Genomic DNA, 19,280 nt, shown 5'->3' on the forward strand with positions numbered 1-19,280 from the left:
GCGGGGGTGTCGTACACCTGGTCGAGATCGTTTCCGGCCCGCGGGCCGGGCTTGTGTGAGGAAGAACGCATGCGCGCCACCGTGATCCACGGACCCAACGACATCCGGATCGAAGAGGTACCGGACCCGGTGATCCAGCACCCGACGGACGTCGTGGTCCGGGTGCTGAACGCCTGCATCTGCGGCAGCGACCTGTGGGCCTACCGCGGGGTGGCGGAGCGGGTGGCCGGGCAGCGGATCGGGCACGAGTTCCTGGGCGTGGTCGAGGAGGTCGGCACCGAGGTCCGCGGCTTCGGCAAGGGCGATCTCGTGGTGGCGCCCTTCGTCTGGTCGGACGGGGTCTGCGAGTTCTGTCGGGAGGGGCTGCAGACCTCCTGCCCGCACGGCGGGTTCTGGGGGCAGGTCGGTTCGGACGGCGGCCAGGGCGAGGCGGTGCGGGTGCCGTTCGCGGACGGGACGCTGGTGAAGCTGCCGAAGGAGGCGGCGGGCGACGAGAAGCTGCTGCCGGGGCTGCTGGCGCTGTCCGACGTGATGTCCACCGGGCACCACGCGGCGGTCTCGGCGCGGGTGCGTCCGGGGGCGACGGTCGCGGTGGTCGGTGACGGCGCGGTGGGCCTGTGCGGTGTGCTGGCGGCGCACCGGCTGGGCGCGGGCCGGATCATCGCGCTGGGCCGCCACCCCGCCCGGACCGAGTTGGCCCGCCGCTTCGGGGCGACCGACGTGGTGGCCGAGCGCGGTGACGCCGCCGTCGAGGCGGTGAAGGAGCTGACCGGCGGCCTGGGCGCGCACGCCGTGCTGGAGGCGGTCGGCACCGAGGAGTCGATGCGGACGGCGATCTCGATCACCCGGGACGGCGGCGCGGTCGGCTATGTGGGTGTGCCGCACGGCGGCAGTGCGGGCGTCGACATCGGCCAGATGTTCGGCCGAAACGTTTCGCTGAACGGCGGCGTCGCGCCGGCCCGCGCGTACATCCCCGAGCTGCTGCCGGACGTGCTCTCCGGGGCCATCGAGCCCGGGCTCGTGTTCGACCGCACGGTCGATCTGGACGGCGTGCCGGACGGCTACCGGGCGATGGACGACCGCTCGGCGCTGAAGGTTCGGATCGCGTTCTGACGTACTGATGCGCTGACGCCCTGATCTCACGGCACTGGCCTGTGCCGCCCCCCTGACGGGGTGCGGCACAGGCCAGTGTTCGTTGGTGCTCGGGTTACCGGGGTCAGACGTAGTAGCCGAAGACGTCGGCGATGAGGTGGGTGGTGTTCCAGGAGCCGTTGAAGAGGTTGACCTTGCCGTCGGGTCCGAGGGGGACGACGACGAGGTTGGGGGTGGTGACTCCGCTGGTGGTCCAGTTGAGGTTGCTGGAGGTGGGCTGCTGGGAGCCGCTGGCCCAGGCGGTGAGGTGTCCGCCGCCGTCGGTCTCGGTCGCGGTCACGTTGAGGACCACGGCCTTGGCACCCAGTGGGACGCCGGAGCGTCCGGCGACCTGGAGGCCGATGGTGGCGCGGCCGGGGACCTTGTCGGTGGTGGGCTGGCCGATGGCGTAGCGGGTGTCGAGCAGCCGGTCCGGGCTCACCGAGGTGAAGGTGGTGCCCTGCGCGGGGGCGGTGACGGAGATCAGGTGGATGTTGCTGAGCTGGTCGGTGTACACCAGGCCGCTGCCGAAGCGGTCGACGCTCCACGGGCCCCAGAGACCGTCACTACGGAGGTTGGTCTTGATGTTGCTCGTGACCGGGGTGCCGGTGTGGAAGTCCACCACCTGGCTGTAGCTGTTGGTGTCGGTGTAGAGCAGGAACCCGTCGCCCATGGCGGCGGCGCCCGACGCCACGTCGATGGCGGTGCCGGTGGCCGGACGGAGGACGCCGGCGAGCCGCTGGGTGCCGCAGTTCCAGTACAGCCAGCCACGGGAGGACTCGAGGTTGGTGACCGGGCAGGCCTTGCCGGTCTGGACGGTCCGGGACTGCTGGGTCGCCAGGTCGAGGGCGGTGATCTCACCCGGGTTGGCACCGGGGGAGTAGAGCGTTCCCGCGTCGACCGTGGCCACGTAGCTGCTCGTCGCGGCCACCTGGGTGCCGGGCGTCGGCGCGTCGAGGTCGAGCACGACCTGGCCGGGGTGCTGGTAGGTCGACGTGTTGACCAGGACGTAGCGGCCGCTGGCCTCCGTGAGGTTCGCCGCGGGCAGGCCCTGGGGCAGGGGGACGGCCTTGGCGTTCCGGCCCTGGCGAACGATCAGGCCGGTGCCGCGGGTGCCGGGATGGATGACCCGGCCGTCGCCGGTGCCCACCATGGTGTTGCACCGGTTGGAGCCCGCCATGCAGAGCTGGGACGGGTCCGGGTACAGGTCGGTGCCGATGGAGGTGCGCGCCCCGACGGCGGGCGCGGCGCCGAGGGTGACCTGGCGCTGAGCGAAGCCCTGATCGACGGTGCTACCGCTCTCGGCGGTGGTGAGCACGTTCTCCGACAGGGACTCGGTGACGATCGTGTAGGCGTCCGGCTCGACCCGGTAGCCGGTGGTGGCGACCGTCGGCTGGGCGCTGCCGGCGGGCGTGACCCGCTGGACCTGCCAGGCGCTGGAGGTGTCACCGCCCTCGACCAGGACGCCGCCGTCCGGGGTCGGGACCACGTTGGGGGCGGCGTGCGGCAGCAGCGTCACGGGGGCGCCGCCCGCGATCGGACGGGCCTTCAGCGGCGCCTGGTTGGGGCTGGGGTTGTTGGGGCCGCCCGCGTTGGGGTGATCGATGCTGAGCAGCCAGTCGCCGGCGATGCCGATGGCGTCGGGCAGGTTGGTCGAGCCGAAGGGCAGCACGGTCTCGGCGGCCGAGAGGTCGACGCGGGGCAGGACGTGGGCGTTGCAGTCGGTACCGAACCAGGCGATGCGGTCGGGACCGATCGCTTCCCGGCCGGCGCACGAGGACACGTTGGTGTCCCCGGAGGCCACCGGCGGGGAGACCCGCAGGGCGCCGGTGTGGGTGTCGGCCAGGGCGATCCGGTACTTGCCGGCGCTGTCGTTGAAGCCGAGGGCGGCTTCCTTGGCGTCACCGCCGAGGAAGCGGATCCGCCCCGGGATTCCGGAGGCGTCGGGCCAGCCGGTGACCGGGAGGTTGACGGTGCCGCCGGAGGCGTCCGCGCGCAGGAACGCCAGGGAACCGATCTTCAGCGAGCCACTGCCGGGCGACTCCGGCACCATGGTCTTGGCGAGCACGGCGTCGCCGTACACGCCCGTCACCCAGGTGGTGGTCGGTGTGGTCAGCGTGACGGAGGTGCCGGTGGCGGGGTTCTGGAGCTTCCAGGACGTGTCACCGTTGTTGGGGGAGCCGACGACGGTGTAGTCGCCGGTCGCGCCGTACTGCGCGGGCGTGCGCGCATAGTCGTCGTAGTACTCGTTGTAGCCGCTGACCAGGGTGGTGGCACCGGTGTCGTACGAAGTCCAGGCCATCCGGTTGTCGCGGGCGCCGTGCAGGAAGCCCTTGGGGCCGGCGGCGAGCAGGTTCTCGGTCCGCGGCTGGGGCAACGGCTGCCCCGGGACGACGAGTTCGGGCAGGAAGGCCGGGTCGGCGGTGGGCGCGGCCGGGGCTGCGGAGGCAGCGGGAAGCGGGCCGGCGAGCGCGAGGGCGGATGCCAGTAGCGGCAGCACGAGCAGCCGTGCCGGACGGGAACTGCGATTCACGGTGATGGATGTCCCCCTGAAACGGCGAGGCCCCGCTCGTTCGAAAACGTCCGAAAACTGACGGTTCGACGGCTGTTGGATGGGCGCGCTCGCAAAGTATGACCTCATGAAGATCGCATGAGTGGCAGGAGGCTGCCGCCGTGAATCCTTCGTCATCGAGCGGGTTGTGAGGATCTGACAGAGACTGTCCGAACGGTTTCTTTCGGCCAAATGGATAGTGCGAGGGGGTGAACGACTGGCTGATCGCTGTGAACCCCTTTCGAGGCGGGCGCGACGCTCCTAGCATTGCGCGGCGCGCACGAGACATGTGACGCCCCTCACGTTCGTTCACGCCCCTCGTGTGACCGCTATGCCGAAGGAGTGAGGAGAGAGAGTGGATTCGCCGCCGATCAGCACTACCGCCACGGACGTCCAACTCATCGACGACAGCGAGGAGTTCCGTACCCTCCGGCGCTCGTTCCGGAGCTTCGCCTTCCCGGTCACCATCGGCTTCGTGCTCTGGTACCTGCTCTACGTCCTGCTCTCCTGCTACGCACCCGGTCTGATGGGCACCAAGGTCGTCGGGCACATCAACGTGGCCCTGGTGCTCGGGCTGCTGCAGTTCGCCACCACCTTCGCCATCGCCGCCTGGTACGCCCGCTACGCGGACCGGCGGATCGACCCGCCCGCCGCCGCGATCCGCGAGGCCCACGGTGCCGTCGTCCACGCTCCCCGGGAGTCCGCCGAATGATCGTGCTCGCCAGCTCCGCCACGGAGCACCGCGGCCTGACGATGGCCCTGTTCGGGCTCTTCGTGGTGGCCACCCTGGTCATCACCGTCTGGGCCGGGCGGCAGAACCGCAGCGCCGCCGACTTCTACGCCGGCGGCCGCGGCTTCACCGGCTTCCAGAACGGCCTGGCGATCTCCGGCGACTACATGTCCGCCGCGTCCTTCCTGGGCATCGCCGGCACCATCGCCCTGGCCGGGTACGACGGCTTCCTCTACTCGATCGGCTTCCTGGTCGCCTGGCTGGTCGCGCTGTTGCTGATCGCCGAGCCGCTGCGCAACTCCGGCCGCTTCACCATGGCCGACGTGCTCGCCTTCCGGATGCGCCAGCGCCCGGTGCGCACCGCGGCCGGGGTGTCCACCATCGTGGTGTCGATCTTCTACCTGCTGGCCCAGATGGTCGGCGCCGGGGCGCTGGTGGCCCTGCTGCTGGGGGTCACCGGGGACGGGGCCAAGCGCTGGACCATCCTCGCGGTGGGTGCACTGATGATCATCTACGTGGTGATAGGGGGCATGAAGGGCACCACCTGGGTGCAGATCGTCAAGGCGGTGCTGCTGATCGTCGGCGCGGCGCTGATGACCGTCCTGGTGCTCGCCAAGTACCACTTCAACCCCTCGGAGCTGCTCGGCGCGGCCGCCTCCGCGAGCGGCAAGGGATCGGCGTTCCTCGAACCCGGGCTGAAGTACGGGGCCAGCAACACCTCCAAGCTCGACTTCATCAGCCTGGGGATCGCGTTGGTGCTCGGCACCGCCGGCCTGCCGCACATCCTGGTCCGCTTCTACACCGTCCCCACCGCCAAGGCGGCTCGCAAATCGGTGCTCTGGGCGATCGGCATCATCGGCGTCTTCTACCTGATGACCCTGGCGCTCGGCTTCGGTGCGGCGGCACTGGTCGGCCGCAGCGGCATGGTGGCCGTCGAGGGCAAGACGCCGTCCGGGAACACCGCGGCGCCGCTGCTCGCCGAGCAGCTCGGCGGTGGGTCCGGCACCACCGGCGGCGCGATCATGCTCGCGGTGATCTCGGCGGTCGCCTTCGCCACCATCCTCGCCGTGGTGGCCGGGCTCACCCTCGCCTCCTCGGCCTCCTTCGCCCATGACCTGTACGCCAACGTGATCCGGCGCGGGAAGGCGAGCGAGAAGGAGGAGGTGCGGTCGGCGAAGTGGGCCGCGGTGGTGATCGGCGCGATCGCCGTCGTGCTCAGCCTCTACGCGGGCAAGCTCAGCACCGCCGCCCTGGTGGCGCTGGCCTTCGCGGTGGCCGCCTCGGCGAACCTGCCGACCCTGCTCTACTCGCTCTACTGGAAGCGCTTCACCACCGTCGGCGCGGTCAGCTCGGTCTACGCCGGGCTGATCTCCTCGGTGGTGCTGGTGGTCTTCTCCCCGGTCCTGTCCGGGGGCAAGAGCTCGCTCTTCCAGGGCGTCGACTTCCACTGGTTCCCGCTGGAGAACCCCGGCCTGGTCTCCATCCCGATCGGCTTCCTGGCCGGCTGGCTCGGCACCCTGCTGTCCAAGGAGCGTCCCGACCCGGAGAAGTACGCTGAACTGGAGGTCCGCTCACTGACCGGGCTGGGCGCCCACTGATCGTCCCGCGATGACTATGCTGGCCCGGCCCCCGCCGCGACGGTGGCCGGGCCGGCCGCATTTCGGGAAGGGACGCACGTGCTGCTCGACACCTTCGGACGACAGGCCGTCGACCTGCGGGTCTCCCTGACCGACAGGTGCAACCTCCGTTGCACCTACTGCATGCCGGAGGAAGGCCTGCAGTGGCTGGCCAAGCCCGACCTGCTGAGCGACGAGGAGATCGTCCGGCTGGTCACCCTGGCCGTCCGGGACCTGGGTGTGCGCGAGGTCCGCTTCACCGGCGGCGAGCCGCTGCTGCGCCCCGGACTGGTCGCGATCGTGGCCGCCTGTTCGGAGCTGGAGCCGCGCCCCGAGCTGTCCCTGACCACCAACGGCATCGGACTGGCCCGCACCGCGACCGCGCTGCGCGAGGCCGGGCTCGACCGGGTCAACGTCTCGCTGGACACCCTCGACCCCGAGGTGTTCCACACGCTCACCCGCCGCCGGCGCCACCAGGACGTGCTGGACGGGCTGGCCGCGGCCGAGGCGGCCGGGCTGACCCCGGTGAAGCTGAACGCGGTGCTGATGCGCGGGGTCAACGACCACGAGGCGGCCGACCTGCTGGCCTGGTGCCTGGAGCGGGGCTACGAGTTGCGCTTCATCGAGCAGATGCCGCTGGACGCCCAACACGGCTGGGACCGCTCGTCGATGGTCACCGCGGCGGAGATCCTGGACCTGCTGTGCGCCCGCTTCGCGCTTTCCCCGGAGCCGTCCGCGGGCCGGGGCGCGGCGCCCGCCGAGCGCTGGGTGGTGGACGGCGGCCCGGGCCGGGTCGGCGTGATCGCCTCGGTCACCCGGCCGTTCTGCCGGGCCTGCGACCGGACCCGGCTGACCGCCGACGGGCAGGTGCGCAACTGCCTGTTCGCAACCGGGGAGACCGACCTGCGCACCGCGCTGCGCTCGGGGGCGAACGACGCGGAACTGGCCGCGCTGTGGCGGGCGGCGATGTGGGGCAAGAAGGCCGGGGCCGGGATCGACGACCCGGAGTTCCACCAGCCCGAGCGGCCGATGTCGGCGATCGGGGGCTAGACCGACTGGTCGGTCCCGGGCCCCTCGGGAGTCCTGGGGTAGTCGGCGAAGGCGACGACCTCCTTGAGGAAGCCGCGCACGCCCAGGAACTGGGACAGGTGCTCGCGGTGCTCCTCGCAGGCCAGCCAGGTCTTGCGGCGGTCCGGGGTGTGCAGCTTGGGGTTGTTCCACACCAGCACCCAGTGGGCGTCCGCCCGGCAGCCCTTCGCGGAGCAGATCGGCGTCTGCGGGGTGTCCATCGGGGCCGTCCTCGGTGCTCGGCGGGTCGATCGTCGCCGCCAGTCTTTCACGGGCCCCCGGCGATCGGACCGGGCCCGTCCGGATCCGGACATGGCGACGCCGGGCAGCCACGGGGGGAGCCGCCCGGCGTCGGTCCGTCGCTCCGACGGGGGATGCGGAGCGCGTACGCAGTATGTCACGCCGAGACCCCCGGATGGGGAGGTCTTGCATGATTAATCTGAGCTTCTTTTGAGCTTTCCTGGAGCCGATTCCGTCTCAACCACCGCGAAGTGGACGGTCAGTCCGCGCCCTGTGAAGCTTCGGTGCCAGCGGGCTTTGCCTGTCCTGTACCAGCAGGCGCACCAGCCCCACCCGTACCACCGGGGCCGAGCATCAGCGGGGTGTCGTGCGGGATGTCGAAGGTGCTCGGCAGGCCCGGTGCGCGCTCCCGGCCCGCATTGGCGATCAGCACCGCGAAGTACGGCAGCAGCACGCCGCCCGCCAGCGCGGCGATCGCCAGCCACCGCTGGACGTCCCACAGCACCACCGCGAGCAGCACGCAGAGCGTGCGGATCAGCATCGAGATGACGTAGCGGCGCTGACGCCCCCGGACGTCCTCGGACAGGCTGCTGCGCGCCCCCGTGATCCGGAAGACCTGCCCGTCGTCGGCGCTCTTGCCCATGTGTCTACCGCCTTCGTCCACGCACCCGCGCGCCGTTCCGCGCGGCCTCCTCACGGTACGCCCGGGGTCCGGGGGCGACGAGACCGGGTGGGCGGGGCCCACCCGGTCGGGCGTGATAGGGGAGCCGTCCGGCGGCAGGAGCGGCTAGGAGCGGCGGGAGAGGTACTGCGGGGGGACGGCGTCGGTGAGCCAGACGCCGTTCTCGCTGAGCCGGAACTCGTGGCCGGCCGCCGCCATCGCGGCCGCGTTCACGGTCAGCACCACGGGGCGGCCGTGCCGGGCGCCGACCCGGGTCGCGGTCTCGGTGTCCGCCGACAGGTGCACGTCCTGGCGGGCCATCGGGCGCAGGCCCTCGCGGAAGATCGACGCCAGGTGGCGGTCGGCGGTGCCGTGGTACAGCACGTGCGGCGGCACGGTGGCGGTCAGACCGAGGTCGACCGCCACCGTGTGGCCCTGGTTGGCGCGGATCGAGAGACCGTCCGGCGAGTAGCCGAAGCGGCGCTTGTTGTTGGTGGCCACCACGTGGTCGAGCTCGGCCCGGGTGACCGGCCTGCCCTTCGCCGCGAGCGCGGCGAGCAGCACGTCGATCCCCACCCAGCCGGACCCGTCCAGCGTGATCCCCACCAGCTCCGGCTCGTGCCGCAGGATGCGCGACAGCATCTTGCTCGTTCTGACCAGCCGCTTCTCGTCCATCATGTCTCTCGTATCCCCCGTTGGTCAGTGGCTAAGAGGCCTGGCTGACCGAACTCATGTTGAAGTCCGCGACACGCACGGGTGGCATCGCGGTGCGGGTGAAGTAGTCGCTCCACTCGCGGGGCAGGCAGCGTTCGGTGCGGCCCACCTCGGTGATCCGGCCGAGCAGGTCGACCGGGGACTCGTTGAACCGGAAGTTGTTGACCGCGGCGACCACCTCGCCGTTCTCCACCAGGTACACGCCGTCCCGGGTGAGGCCGGTGAGCAGCAGCGTCGCCGGGTCCACCTCGCGGATGTACCAGAGGCAGGTGAGCAGCAGGCCGCGCTCGGTGCGGGCGATCATCTCGTCCAGGGTCGGCGCGGACTCCTGGTCGGCCGTCTCCAGCACCAGGTTGTCGATCGCCGGGCGCAGCGGCAGGCCGGTGAGGCCGGCCACGTGGCGGCTGGTGATCAGCTCGGTCAGCACGCCCTCGCGGATCCAGTCGGTGGCGGCGATCGGCTCGCCGTTGTCGAAGACCGAGACGTCGCCGCCGCTGCTGTGCGCCAGCACGAACGGGACGGCCTCCAGGCCCTCCTCGCGCGGGTCGGAGCGCAGCGTCAGCGGCAGGCCGGCGAGCTTGTCGCCGATCCGGGTGCCGCCGCCGGGCTTGGAGAAGACCGTCCGGCCCTCGTGGGCGTCCCGGCCGCCGGAGGACCAGTTGAGGTACACCATCAGGTCGGCGACGGCCGAGGGCGGCAGCAGCGTCTCGTACCGCCCGGCCGGCAGGTCGACCTTGCGGGCGCCCCAGCCGAGGCGCTTGGTCAGCTCGGTGTGCAGGGCCTCGACGTCGATGTCGGTGAAGTCCTGGGTGGCGGCGCCGATCCAGGCCGAGCCGGACAGGTCGGCGGTCTTGGCGTTGATCTCGACCATGCCGGTGGGCTGGTCGTGGCGCAGCCGCAGGCCGGTGGAGCTGCCCAGGTAGCTGGTGGTGATCTCGTGCCGGGCGAAGCCGTACAGCAGCTCGCCCTGCGCGGCGGCGCGGGCGAAGGCCTCGCCGAGGGCTGGGCCGAAGGCGTCGAACACCTCGATGGAGGTCTCCGCGGGCGGCTGGGTGAAGTGCGGGGAGTGCGGCTGGTCGGCGACCAGCGGCTGGGCGTCCTCGGCCGGGCCGGCCGCGCGGGCGGCGTCCTCGGCGGCCCGGACCAGGCCCTCGACGTCCTCGGTGGTGACGGCCTCGCGGGAGACCACGCCGGAGGCGGTGCCCTCGGCGCCGGCCACGGTGGCGATCACGGTGAGGCGGCGGCCGCGGGTGACCCCGTTGGTGGTCAGCGCGTTGCCGGCCCAGCGCAGGTTGGCGGTGGACTCCTCGTCGGCGATCACCACGCAGCCGTCGGCGCGGGAGAGGCCGAGGGCCAGCTCGACGAGTTCGTGGGGCTGCATCGCGGTCATCAGTGACCCGCCTCCTGCTGGGTGTTGAGCACGTTGACGTTGCGGAACAGCGCCGACGGGCAGCCGTGGCTGACCGCCGCGACCTGGCCGGGCTGCGCCTTGCCGCAGTTGAAGGCGCCGCCGAGGACGTACGTCTGCGGGCCGCCGACCGCCGCCATCGAGCCCCAGAAGTCGGTGGTGGTGGCCTGGTAGGCGAAGTCCTTGACCTGGCCGGCGAGTTCGCCGTTCTTGATGGCGTAGGCGCGCTGGCCGGTGAACTGGAAGTTGTAGCGCTGCATGTCGATCGACCAGGAGCGGTCGCCGACTATGTACAGGCCGTTCTCCACCCCGGCGAACAGGCCCTCGGTGTCCGGGCCGTCGGCGGCGGGCCGGAGCGAGACGTTGGCCATCCGCTGCACCGGGACGTGCGCCGGGGAGTCCGCGAAGGCGCAGCCGTTGGAGCGCTCGAATCCCTTCAACTTGGCCATGCCGCGGTCGAGCTGGTAGCCGACCAGGACGCCGTCCTTGACCAGGTCCCAGGACTGGGTGGCCACGCCCTCGTCGTCGTAGCCGATGGTGGACAGGCCGTGCTCGGCGGTGCGGTCGCCGGTGACGTGCATCAGCCCGGAACCGTACTGGAGGGCGCCGAGCTGGTCGAAGGTGGCGAAGGAGGTGCCGGCGTAGGCGGCCTCGTAGCCGAGCGCGCGGTCCAGCTCGGTGGCGTGGCCGATCGACTCGTGGATGGTCAGCCAGAGGTTGGACGGGTCGATCACCAGGTCGTAGCGGCCCGCCTCGACGCTCGGGGCCTTCATCTTCTCGGCCAGCAGGACCGGAAGTTCGGCGAGCTCCGCGTCCCAGTCCCACTCGGTACCGGTGAGGTACTCGTAGCCGCGGCCGACCGGCGGGGCCAGGGTGCGCATCGAGTCGAAGGCGCCGGTGCGCTCGTCGACCGAGGTGGCCTCCAGGTCGGAGTAGAGCCGGATCCGCTGCTGGGTCGTCATGGTGCCCGCGGTGTCCGCGTAGAACTTGTTCTCCTGGACGGTCAGCAGGGCCGCCTGGACGTGCGAGACGCCCTCGGCGGCCAGCAGCCGGGAGCTGCGCTCGGCGAGCAGGGCGGTCTTCTCGGCGTCCGGCACCTCGAAGGGGTTGACCTCGTACGCGGAGACCCAGGTGACGTCCCGGTGGACGGGCTCGTCGGCCAGCTCGACCCGCTCGGTGGAGCCGGCCGCCCGGCTGATCCCGCCGGACAGGCGGGCCACCGCGACGGCCTGGGCGGCGACCTTCGCCGCGGCGTCGGGGGTCAGGTCCACCCCGGCGGCGAAGCCCCAGGCGCCGTCCAGCAGGACGCGGACGGCGAAGCCGAGCTGCACACTGTCGGAGGTGCCGGACGGGCGGGCGTCGCGCAGCCGCCAGGAGGCGCTGCGGACCCGCTCCAGGCGGAAGTCGGCGTGGCTCGCGCCGAGTTCACGGGCCCGGGTGAGGGCGGCGTCGGCCAGGGTGCGCAGCGGGAGGGCGAGGAACAGCGGATCGACGGCGCGCCCGGTCGGGGCGCCGGCGCTGACGGCCGGAGGGATCGGAGGCAATCGGGCTCCCAGGTCGCGGAGGGTGACGGTGCGGGTGCCCACAGGGACGCCCGCACCGCATCATTTCCCGTCCACCGGGTTTCCGGCCAGCCCATTTCGACCCGTGCGACGCGGTTTCGGTCGAGGTCTCCTACCGGGCCGTCAGGAGACGGACTCCCACCAGCCGTCCAGCTCCGGCGGGTTGTCCACGTCGACCCGCTCGCCGGGGCGCGGCACGGCCAGCGGGACGGCCTGGGCCTTGGCCTCCTTGAGCAGTCGCTCGATCGGTTCGGCCCACGGGTGCAGGCCCAGGTTGAAGGTGCACCAGTGGACCGGCACCAGCAGCCCGGCGTCGAGGTCGCGGTGGGCGAGGACGGCGTCCTCGGGGGTCATGTGGATGTCCGCCCAGGCCGCGTCGTAGGCGCCGATCTGCACCAGCGCGGCGTCGAAGGGGCCGTGCTGCTCCCCGATCCGGCCGTAGCCCTCGAAGTAGCCGGAGTCGCCGGTGTAGAAGACCTTGCGGGTGGGGCCGGCGATCACCCAGGAGCCCCACAGGGTGGTGTTGCGGGTCAGACCGCGGCCGGAGAAGTGGTGCGCGGAGGTGAGGGTGACCACCAGCTCGCCCAGGGTGCAGGTCTCGTCCCAGTCCAGCTCGATGATCCGGTGCTCCGGGACGCCCCAGCGGCGCAGGTGGCCGCCGATGCCGAGCGGCACCGCGAAGGGCGCGGACTGGCTGCGCACCAGGCGCTTGACGGTGGCCATGTCGAGGTGGTCGTAGTGGTCGTGCGAGATCAGCACGGCGTCGACCGGCGGCAGCTCCTCCAGCTCGACCGGCACCGGGTGCAGCCGCTTGGGGCCGACGTGCGCGGAGGGGGAGCAGCGGTCGCTCCAGATCGGGTCGAGCAGCACACGGGAGCCCTCGATCTCCACCAGCGCGGAGGCGTGCCCGTACCAGGTGATCTCCACGCCCTCGGCGGCCGGGCCGGTCGCGGCGGGGCGGACGGTGGGCACCGGGTGGGCGGGGACGCGGCCGGTGCGCTCGAACATCATCCGGCGGACGGTGGCGGGGTCGACGCCGGGGGCGCCGGCCGTGCGGGCGAGGGCCGAGGGCGCGTTGTGGAAGACGCCGTCGCGGTACTGCGGGGAGTTGCGCACCCGCTCCTCGCGCTCGCCGTCCGGGCGCCGCCCGAACGCCGCCGGCAGGTCGCGCAGCGACCAGGCGGTGGCGCCCAGGCCCGCCGCCAGGGCGGTCAGGGCGAGCAGTCGTCCGCGTCGGTGGGTGCTCCCGGGCCGTGCCTTGGTCATGCGCCCTGCCTTCGTTCGTTCCTCGCCGGGACTGTTCGGGGAAGGGTACGGGGTCCCGGTCGGTCCACACCACGGGGGCAACGGGTGCGCCCGTCCGTGTTGTTCCCGCACAGTCGCCCCGATCGCGGCGGCGCCCCGGCCTGCGGGGCGTCGGCGGGAGGTGCCAGGTGCTGCGGGTGCGGATTGTCGGATTGCGACAGTTCCTCTGGTGCGGCGCTGTGGGAGCCCGATGCGCCGACACCGCCGGGCGCCCGATACCGTCACACTGCGTACGCATTCCGACGTACGTGCTCACACACGGAGAGAGGTGGATCGTTGAGCCGCTCGGTTCTCGTCACCGGAGGAAACCGGGGCATCGGCCTCGCGATCGCCCAGGCCTTCGCCGAAGCGGGCGACAAGGTGGCCATCACCAGCCGTTCGGGTGAGGTGCCCGAGGCCCTGGTGAAGTACGACGTCCTCGCGGTGCGCTGCGACATCACGGACGCCGCGCAGGTCGACGCCGCCTTCACCGAGATCGAGCAGAAGCACGGCGCGGTCGAGGTGCTCGTCGCCAACGCGGGCATCACCCACGACACCCTGCTGCTGCGGATGTCCGAGGAGGACTTCACCTCCGTCCTGGACACCAACCTGACCGGCACCTTCCGCGTGGTCAAGCGCGCCTCGAAGCTGATGATGCGCGCCAAGAAGGGCCGCGTGGTGCTGATCTCCTCCGTGGTGGGCCTGTCCGGCTCGCCGGGCCAGGCCAACTACGCCGCCTCCAAGGCCGGCCTGGTCGGTTTCGCCCGGTCGCTGGCGCGCGAGCTCGGCCCGCGCAACATCACCGTCAACGTGGTGGCCCCCGGCTTCGTGGACACCGACATGACCGCCGTGCTCACCGACGAGCGCCGCGCGGAGATCGTCTCGGGCGTGCCGCTGGGCCGCTACGCGGCGCCCGCCGAGGTCGCCTCCACCGTGCGGTTCCTCGGGTCGGACGAGGCCGCGTACATCACCGGAGCCGTCATTCCCGTCGACGGCGGATTGGGCATGGGTCACTGATCATGAGTGGAATCCTCGAAGGCAAGCGGATCCTGATCACCGGCGTGCTGATGGAGTCCTCCATCGCCTTCCACGCCGCCAAGCTCGCGCAGGAGCAGGGCGCGGAGATCATCCTCACCGCCTTCCCGCGCCCGAGCCTGACCGAGCGGATCGCCAAGAAGCTGCCGAAGCCGGTCAAGGTGCTGTCGCTGGACGTCTCCAGCGCGGAGGACCTGGCGGGCATCGCCGACCAGGTCCGCGAGACCCTGCCGACCCTGGACGGCATCGTCCACTCGATCGGCTTCGCGCCGCAGGACGCGCTGGGCGGCAACTTCCTGGACACCCCGTGGGAGTCCGTGGCCACCGCGATGCACGTCTCGGCGTACTCGCTGAAGTCGCTGACCATGGCGCTGATGCCGCTGATGCAGGACGGCGGCTCGGTGGTCGGCCTGACCTTCGACGCCCAGTTCGCCTGGCCGCAGTACGACTGGATGGGCCCGGCCAAGGCCGCCCTGGAGTCGACCAGCCGCTACCTGGCCCGCTACCTGGGCCCGCGGGACATCCGCTGCAACCTGGTCTCGGCCGGCCCGCTCGGCTCGATGGCCGCCAAGTCCATTCCGGGCTTCGGCGACCTGGCCGACACCTGGAACCACCGCTCCCCGCTGAAGTGGGACCTGAACGACCCGGAGCCGGCCGGCCGCGCCATCGTCGCGCTGCTGTCGGACTGGTTCCCGAAGACCACCGGCGAGATCATCCACGTCGACGGCGGTCTGCACGCCATCGGCGCCTGATCCGCTGAAACCGCCGCTGCCCGGCACCCCTGTAGGGGGTGCCGGGCAGCGGTGTTTCCCCTTACGGGCGAGTCGCCGCGCAGCCGCTCACGCCTCGGCGGTGGCGCAGGCCCCGATGGCGCGGCCGGCCTCGACCGAGGCGCGCTGGGCGTCGCCGGCCCGGATGGCGTCCAGGATGGTGTCGTGGCCGATGTAGCGCTCGGCGATCAGCTCGGGGCCGACGTCGTTGCGCAGGTGCGCGCGGGTGACCTCGCCGAGGTCGGCGTAGACGGCGAGCAGCACGTCGTTGTGGGCGGCGGCGACCACGGCCTGGTGGAAGGCGGCGTCGGCCTGGACAAAGTCCTCGGCGTCACCGGAGTGCCAGGCGGCCTCGCGGCGGCCGAGCGCGGCGTCCAGCAGGCCGAGGTCGCGCGCGGTGCGGCGGACGGCGGCCAGGCCCGCCGCGGAGGTCTCCAGGGCCGCCCGCAGCTCGGCGACCTGCGCCTGGTCGGCGTCGGCGAAGCGGCGGTGCATCACCCCGGCCAGCTCGCTGGTGGCCAGCACGTAGGTGCCGGAGCCCTGCCGGATGTCGAGCAGCCCGTTGTGGGCGAGGGCGCGGACGGCCTCGCGGACGGTGTTGCGGGCCACCCCCAGCTGTTCGACCAGCGCGGCCTCGGTGGGGATGCGCGAGCCGACGGGCCACTCCCCGGAGGTGATCTGGGCGCGCAGCTGCGCGATCACCTGGTCGGACAGCGGGGTGCGCCTCGGCGATGACAGCGCCACGGGGACTCCTTGCGGCTACGGGGTGGGTGGGCCTGGGGGGAAGTGGCCGGTGGATGAACGATCGGCACATCATGCCAATTCCAAGGTGCATCAATTCATCCCATCATTCTATGATGACCTGCATGCCTCCCGCAGCAGACACCACCACCTCCCCACGAACCGAGGCCGGGCCGCAGACCGAGCGGCCCGTCGCCCCCGCCAAGTACCTCGGCTGGCTGTTCGCCGTCGCGATCGCCGCCGCCGCCTTCAACCTGCGTCCCGTGGTCACCAGCCTCGGGCCGCTGCTCGACCAGGTCCGCACCGGTCTCGGGATGAACCCGACGCTCGCCGGGCTGCTCACCGCCGTCCCGTCGCTGTGCTTCGGGCTGTTCGGCTTCGCGGCGCCCACGGCGGCCCGCCGGGTCGGGCCGATCGCGGTGATCACGGCCGGGATGGGCGCGATCACGGCGGGCGTGCTGGCGCGCTCCTTCGCCGGCGGCACCGCGGTGTTCCTGCTGCTCACCGCGCTCGCCCTGGCCGGTGTGGCGGTCTCCAACGTGCTGCTGCCAGTGGTGATCAAGCGGTACTTCCCGGAGAAGGTCGGGCCGATGATCGGCCTGTACTCCATGGCGCTGTCCGCCGGCACCGCACTGGCCGCCGCCGTCACCGTGCCGCTGACCAGCGCACTGGGCGGCGACTGGCGCCAGGGCCTGGGTGTCTGGGCCGCCCTGGGCGCGCTCGCCCTGGTGCTCTGGCTGCCGGTGCTGATCGGCAAGCGCGAGCGCGGCGAGCACGCCGGCGGCGCCGCGGCCCCCGTCAAGCTGCCGATCACCCGCAGCCGCACGGCCTGGGCGTTGGCCTGCTTCTTCGGCCTCCAGGCCACCGGTGCGTACGTGGTGATGGGCTGGCTGCCGAAGATCTTCCAGGACTCCGGCGTCGACAAGGGGACCTCCGGGGTGCTGCTCGCGGTCACCATGGTGATCGGCGTGCCGGTCTCCTTCGTGCTGCCCAACCTGGCGGCCCGGCGCGGCGACCAGCGGCTGTTCGTGGTGGTGCTGGCCTCCTGCGGCATCGCCGGGTACGCCGGCCTGGCGCTCGCCCCGGCCGGGGCGCCGTGGGTCTGGGCGGTCCTGGTGGGCCTGTCCAACTGCGCCTTCCCGCTGGTGCTGACCATGATCGGGCTGCGCGCCCGGACCGCGGGCGGGGTGGCACAGCTGTCCGCCTTCGCCCAGGGCGTCGGCTACCTGATCTCCATCCCGGGCCCGATCCTGATCGGCCGGATCTACCAGGTCACCGGTGAGTGGTACTGGCCGCTGGGCTTCCTGGCGCTGCTGCTGGTGCCGCAGATGCTGTTCGGCCTGCGCGCCGCCCGGGCCCGGCACATCGAGGACGAGGCGGTCCACCCGGCGGCGAAGGTCAAGGCCTGACGTGAAGGTCAAGACCTGACGCCGAAGGTCAAGGCCTGGCCAAAGCGGTGGGGCCGGGGACCGGCGGGCGTGTTCGGGGTGGGAGAATTCCGGACATGCCCGTTCTCGACCCGAACCCCACCGACGGCCGCAAGCAGCTCGGCCGTATCGCCTTCGCCTTCGCCGGCATCGTGGTGCTGGTGGCGATCATCGCCACCGTCGCCGCCCAGATGGGCTGACCACCGCCCGTACCACCGCCGTACTCCCGGTATCCCCTTCGTTTCGGGAAGGTGGCCCGGCGAACGGGGCATGATGGCACCCGCCGCCCCGGGGAGCGGCGGCAACCGGGAGCGTCGCGCCCCCGGGCGGCTTTTCTGCCAAGCTTGCTGGGTATGAGCGCCGAAACGCCCCGCAGGATCATCGTTCTCCGCCATGCCAAGGCCGACTGGCCGAACGGCGTGGACGACCACGAGCGGCCGCTGGCCGACCGGGGCCGCCACCAGGCCCCGGACGCCGGCCGCTGGATGGCCGATTCCGGGATCAATCCCGAATTCGTGCTCTGCTCCCCCGCCCTGCGCACCCGCGAGACGTGGAAGCTGGCCGCGCACGAGCTGCCCAAGCGGGCCCGCAAGACCGTCTACGAGGAGCGGATCTACGAGGCCAGCCCGGGCGAGATCATCGCCGTGCTCCACGAGACCCCGGAGGAGTACGCGGACGTGGTGCTGGTCGGCCACAACCCCGGGGTGCTGGGCCTGACCCAGGTGCTGGCCGGGGACGCGGGCGACCGGGACGCGCTGGAGCGGCTGCGCATGGGCGGGTTCCCGACGGCTGCGGTCGCGGTGCTCAGCTTCTCCGGCTCCTGGAAGGGCGTCGAGCCGGGCGTGGCCCAGCTGGTCTCGTACTACACGCCGCAGGACTAGGAACGCACGCGAGGGGCGCGCGGATCGGATCCACACGCCCCTCGTTCACGTCCGCAGGCCTCACTCGGTCGGGGTGCCGTCGTGCACGTCGGCCGCCTCGACCTCCTCGCGGGTGATGCCCAGCAGGTAGAGCACGGTGTCGAGGAACGGCACGTTCACCGCGGTGTCGGCGGCCTCGCGCACCACCGGCTTGGCGTTGAACGCCACCCCGAGCCCGGCCGCGTTCAGCATGTCCAGGTCGTTGGCGCCGTCGCCGATCGCCACCGTCTGCTCCAGCGGCACCTTCGCCTGCTCGGCGAAGCGGGCCAGCCAGCGGGCCTTCCCGGCCCGGTCCACGATCTCGCCGACCACCCGGCCGGTGAACTTCCCGTCCACCACCTCCAGGGTGTTGGCGGCCGCGAAGTCCAGCCCCAGCAGCTCCACCAGGTGGTCGGTCACCTGGGTGAACCCGCCGGACACCACCGCGACCTGGAAGCCCAGCCGCTGCAGGGTGCGGATCAGGGTGCGCGCGCCCGGGGTGAGCCGGACCTCCGTGCGGACCTTGTCCGTCACCGAGGCGTCCAGCCCCGCCAGCAGCGCCACCCGGGCGCGCAGCGACTCGGCGAAGTCCAGCTCGCCGCGCATCGCCGCGGCCGTCACCTCGGCGACCTGCTCCTCGCAGCCCGCGTGGGCGGCGAACAGCTCGATCACCTCGTCCTGGATGAGCGTGGAGTCCACGTCCATCACCACCAGGCGCTTGGCCCGGCGCTCCAGCCCGGCCGCCACCACCGCGACGTCCACCCGCTGGGTGGCCGCCTCCTGGGCGAGCTCGGCCCGCAGCTCCTCGGTGGCCACACCCGAGACGGCCAGCTCGACCGCCGTCACCGGGTACTTGGCGAGGCGGAAGACACGGTCGATGTTGCCGCCGGCCGCGGTGATCCGGGAGGTCAGCGCGGAGACGGCGGAGGCGGTCAGCGGGTTGCCGAGCACCGTCACGTGCGAACGGCCCTCGCGGCGCGGGCGGTTGTCGCCGATGCCGGAGAGGATCTCGGCCTGGAGCTTCTGCTCGTCCGCCCAGCGGTGCACGGTGGCCCGCAGGCCGCCCTCCGCGCCGGGCGCGGAGGGCGGGGTGACCAGGGCGCACAGCGTGATGCGGCCACGGGTGACGACCTGCTCGATGTCGATCACGTCGACGCCGAAGCCGGCCAGGGTGGCGAAGAGGCCGGCGGTGATGCCGGGGCGGTCCTTGCCGAACACCTTGACGAGCAGGGTGCGCTCGTCCGCGGTCCGGGGCTGGGCGGCGGGGAGGGGCTCAGCGGCCAAGGGCGATGCGTTCATGGTGAGTCCCACGCTACCCGTCGGCCCTCGGGCGGCGGGTACCCGTCCCACCTCGCGGGACACCGGCGCGCCCCGGTCCGGTAGCAGCCTGGTCACAGTCACCCGGGGTGACTTTCACCGGCGGACGGCGGGCTGGAATGATTC

18 protein-coding genes are annotated in these 19,280 nt (G+C 72.1%); 9 read left to right on the forward strand and 9 right to left on the reverse strand.

The window, feature by feature from the left end; translation table 11 throughout:
- The first annotated feature begins 69 nt into the window (after positions 1–69).
- Entirely contained in the window at positions 70–1,113 is a 1,044-nt protein-coding gene (locus ACGF12_RS27425) for a zinc-dependent alcohol dehydrogenase family protein (RefSeq protein ID WP_393035375.1), read from the forward strand.
- Positions 1,114–1,216: 103 nt separating this feature from the next.
- Here ACGF12_RS27425 and ACGF12_RS27430 read toward each other — a convergent pair whose 3' ends face one another.
- Positions 1,217–3,664, reverse strand: coding sequence for a hypothetical protein (locus ACGF12_RS27430; protein WP_393035377.1), 2,448 nt, complete (start codon positions 3,662–3,664; stop codon positions 1,217–1,219).
- Between the two features lie 373 nt (positions 3,665–4,037).
- On the opposite strand from ACGF12_RS27430, the gene ACGF12_RS27435 reads away from it, so the two are divergent.
- The 3 genes from ACGF12_RS27435 (at position 4,038) to moaA (ending at position 7,078) form a co-directional block, all read left to right on the forward strand.
- Positions 4,038–4,394 (forward strand): DUF485 domain-containing protein, encoded by a 357-nt coding sequence (locus ACGF12_RS27435; RefSeq protein ID WP_393035380.1) that lies wholly within the window; start codon positions 4,038–4,040, stop codon positions 4,392–4,394.
- Positions 4,391–6,010, forward strand: coding sequence for a cation acetate symporter (locus tag ACGF12_RS27440; protein ID WP_393035383.1), 1,620 nt, complete (start codon positions 4,391–4,393; stop codon positions 6,008–6,010). Before ACGF12_RS27435 ends, ACGF12_RS27440 begins: the two co-directional genes overlap by 4 nt.
- Before the next feature lie 78 nt (positions 6,011–6,088).
- Positions 6,089–7,078, forward strand: a complete 990-nt coding sequence (gene moaA, locus ACGF12_RS27445; RefSeq protein ID WP_393035386.1) for a GTP 3',8-cyclase MoaA — start codon at positions 6,089–6,091, stop codon at positions 7,076–7,078.
- On the opposite strand, the gene ACGF12_RS27450 is transcribed toward moaA, so the two are convergent.
- The 6 genes from ACGF12_RS27450 to ACGF12_RS27475 all read right to left on the reverse strand — a co-directional run bounded on the left by ACGF12_RS27450 (position 7,075) and on the right by ACGF12_RS27475 (position 12,947).
- Positions 7,075–7,317 carry a hypothetical protein gene (locus tag ACGF12_RS27450; protein WP_393035389.1) on the reverse strand — a complete coding sequence of 81 codons (243 nt, stop codon included), beginning with the start codon at positions 7,315–7,317 and terminating at the stop codon, positions 7,075–7,077. The genes moaA and ACGF12_RS27450 overlap by 4 nt on opposite strands.
- A 278-nt stretch (positions 7,318–7,595) precedes the next feature.
- Positions 7,596–7,979, reverse strand: a complete 384-nt coding sequence (locus ACGF12_RS27455) for a DUF3099 domain-containing protein (protein ID WP_393035392.1) — start codon at positions 7,977–7,979, stop codon at positions 7,596–7,598.
- 144 nt (positions 7,980–8,123) lie between these two features.
- Positions 8,124–8,672 carry an RNA 2'-phosphotransferase gene (locus ACGF12_RS27460; RefSeq protein ID WP_393035444.1) on the reverse strand — a complete coding sequence of 183 codons (549 nt, stop codon included), beginning with the start codon at positions 8,670–8,672 and terminating at the stop codon, positions 8,124–8,126.
- A gap of 31 nt (positions 8,673–8,703) precedes the next feature.
- The gene (locus tag ACGF12_RS27465; protein WP_393035395.1) at positions 8,704–10,101 is read right to left on the reverse strand and encodes a metallopeptidase TldD-related protein; all 1,398 of its coding nucleotides are present in this window, start codon (positions 10,099–10,101) and stop codon (positions 8,704–8,706) included.
- Entirely contained in the window at positions 10,101–11,663 is a 1,563-nt protein-coding gene (locus ACGF12_RS27470; protein WP_393035397.1) for a TldD/PmbA family protein, read from the reverse strand. The genes ACGF12_RS27465 and ACGF12_RS27470 overlap by 1 nt, the downstream gene beginning before the upstream one ends.
- Before the next feature lie 141 nt (positions 11,664–11,804).
- Positions 11,805–12,947 carry an MBL fold metallo-hydrolase gene (locus ACGF12_RS27475; protein WP_393035400.1) on the reverse strand — a complete coding sequence of 381 codons (1,143 nt, stop codon included), beginning with the start codon at positions 12,945–12,947 and terminating at the stop codon, positions 11,805–11,807.
- A gap of 315 nt (positions 12,948–13,262) precedes the next feature.
- On the opposite strand from ACGF12_RS27475, the gene fabG reads away from it, so the two are divergent.
- Both fabG and fabI read left to right on the forward strand, forming a co-directional pair.
- The gene (gene fabG / locus ACGF12_RS27480) at positions 13,263–13,982 is read left to right on the forward strand and encodes a 3-oxoacyl-[acyl-carrier-protein] reductase (protein WP_387627481.1); all 720 of its coding nucleotides are present in this window, start codon (positions 13,263–13,265) and stop codon (positions 13,980–13,982) included.
- Between the two features lie 2 nt (positions 13,983–13,984).
- On the forward strand, positions 13,985–14,752 hold the full coding sequence (fabI, locus tag ACGF12_RS27485; RefSeq protein ID WP_393035404.1) for an enoyl-ACP reductase FabI: 768 nt from the start codon (positions 13,985–13,987) through the stop codon (positions 14,750–14,752).
- 87 nt (positions 14,753–14,839) lie between these two features.
- Here the strand turns inward: fabI and ACGF12_RS27490 are convergent, their stop codons facing one another.
- Entirely contained in the window at positions 14,840–15,514 is a 675-nt protein-coding gene (locus ACGF12_RS27490; RefSeq protein WP_393035407.1) for a FadR/GntR family transcriptional regulator, read from the reverse strand.
- A gap of 122 nt (positions 15,515–15,636) precedes the next feature.
- On the opposite strand from ACGF12_RS27490, the gene ACGF12_RS27495 reads away from it, so the two are divergent.
- The 3 genes from ACGF12_RS27495 to ACGF12_RS27505 all read left to right on the forward strand — a co-directional run bounded on the left by ACGF12_RS27495 (position 15,637) and on the right by ACGF12_RS27505 (position 17,819).
- Complete coding sequence (locus tag ACGF12_RS27495; protein WP_393035410.1) at positions 15,637–16,920, forward strand: CynX/NimT family MFS transporter; 1,284 nt, start codon at positions 15,637–15,639, stop codon at positions 16,918–16,920.
- 95 nt (positions 16,921–17,015) lie between these two features.
- Positions 17,016–17,138, forward strand: a complete 123-nt coding sequence (locus tag ACGF12_RS27500) for an SGM_5486 family transporter-associated protein (RefSeq protein ID WP_380615658.1) — start codon at positions 17,016–17,018, stop codon at positions 17,136–17,138.
- 153 nt (positions 17,139–17,291) lie between these two features.
- Positions 17,292–17,819 carry a SixA phosphatase family protein gene (locus ACGF12_RS27505; protein WP_393035417.1) on the forward strand — a complete coding sequence of 176 codons (528 nt, stop codon included), beginning with the start codon at positions 17,292–17,294 and terminating at the stop codon, positions 17,817–17,819.
- 60 nt (positions 17,820–17,879) lie between these two features.
- Here ACGF12_RS27505 and serB read toward each other — a convergent pair whose 3' ends face one another.
- Complete coding sequence (gene serB / locus ACGF12_RS27510; RefSeq protein WP_393035420.1) at positions 17,880–19,136, reverse strand: phosphoserine phosphatase SerB; 1,257 nt, start codon at positions 19,134–19,136, stop codon at positions 17,880–17,882.
- Positions 19,137–19,280: the final 144 nt, after the last annotated feature.

The organism is Kitasatospora sp. NPDC048296 (assembly GCF_043201815.1).
In the GTDB taxonomy this organism is placed as follows: domain Bacteria; phylum Actinomycetota; class Actinomycetes; order Streptomycetales; family Streptomycetaceae; genus Kitasatospora.

Excerpts from the sequence above, each read along its gene's own strand:
- ACGF12_RS27455 (WP_393035392.1), bottom strand. The coding sequence starts at position 7,979 with ATGGGCAAGAGCGCCGACGACGGGCAGGTCTTCCGGATCACGGGGGCG.
- serB (WP_393035420.1), bottom strand. The coding sequence starts at position 19,136 with ATGAACGCATCGCCCTTGGCCGCTGAGCCCCTCCCCGCCGCCCAGCCC.
- ACGF12_RS27465 (WP_393035395.1), bottom strand. The coding sequence starts at position 10,101 with ATGACCGCGATGCAGCCCCACGAACTCGTCGAGCTGGCCCTCGGCCTC.
- ACGF12_RS27425 (WP_393035375.1), top strand. The coding sequence starts at position 70 with ATGCGCGCCACCGTGATCCACGGACCCAACGACATCCGGATCGAAGAG.
- ACGF12_RS27460 (WP_393035444.1), bottom strand. The coding sequence starts at position 8,672 with ATGGACGAGAAGCGGCTGGTCAGAACGAGCAAGATGCTGTCGCGCATC.
- fabI (WP_393035404.1), top strand. The coding sequence starts at position 13,985 with ATGAGTGGAATCCTCGAAGGCAAGCGGATCCTGATCACCGGCGTGCTG.
- ACGF12_RS27505 (WP_393035417.1), top strand. The coding sequence starts at position 17,292 with ATGAGCGCCGAAACGCCCCGCAGGATCATCGTTCTCCGCCATGCCAAG.
- ACGF12_RS27495 (WP_393035410.1), top strand. The coding sequence starts at position 15,637 with ATGCCTCCCGCAGCAGACACCACCACCTCCCCACGAACCGAGGCCGGG.
- ACGF12_RS27500 (WP_380615658.1), top strand. The coding sequence starts at position 17,016 with ATGCCCGTTCTCGACCCGAACCCCACCGACGGCCGCAAGCAGCTCGGC.
- ACGF12_RS27440 (WP_393035383.1), top strand. The coding sequence starts at position 4,391 with ATGATCGTGCTCGCCAGCTCCGCCACGGAGCACCGCGGCCTGACGATG.
- ACGF12_RS27450 (WP_393035389.1), bottom strand. The coding sequence starts at position 7,317 with ATGGACACCCCGCAGACGCCGATCTGCTCCGCGAAGGGCTGCCGGGCG.
- ACGF12_RS27475 (WP_393035400.1), bottom strand. The coding sequence starts at position 12,947 with ATGACCAAGGCACGGCCCGGGAGCACCCACCGACGCGGACGACTGCTC.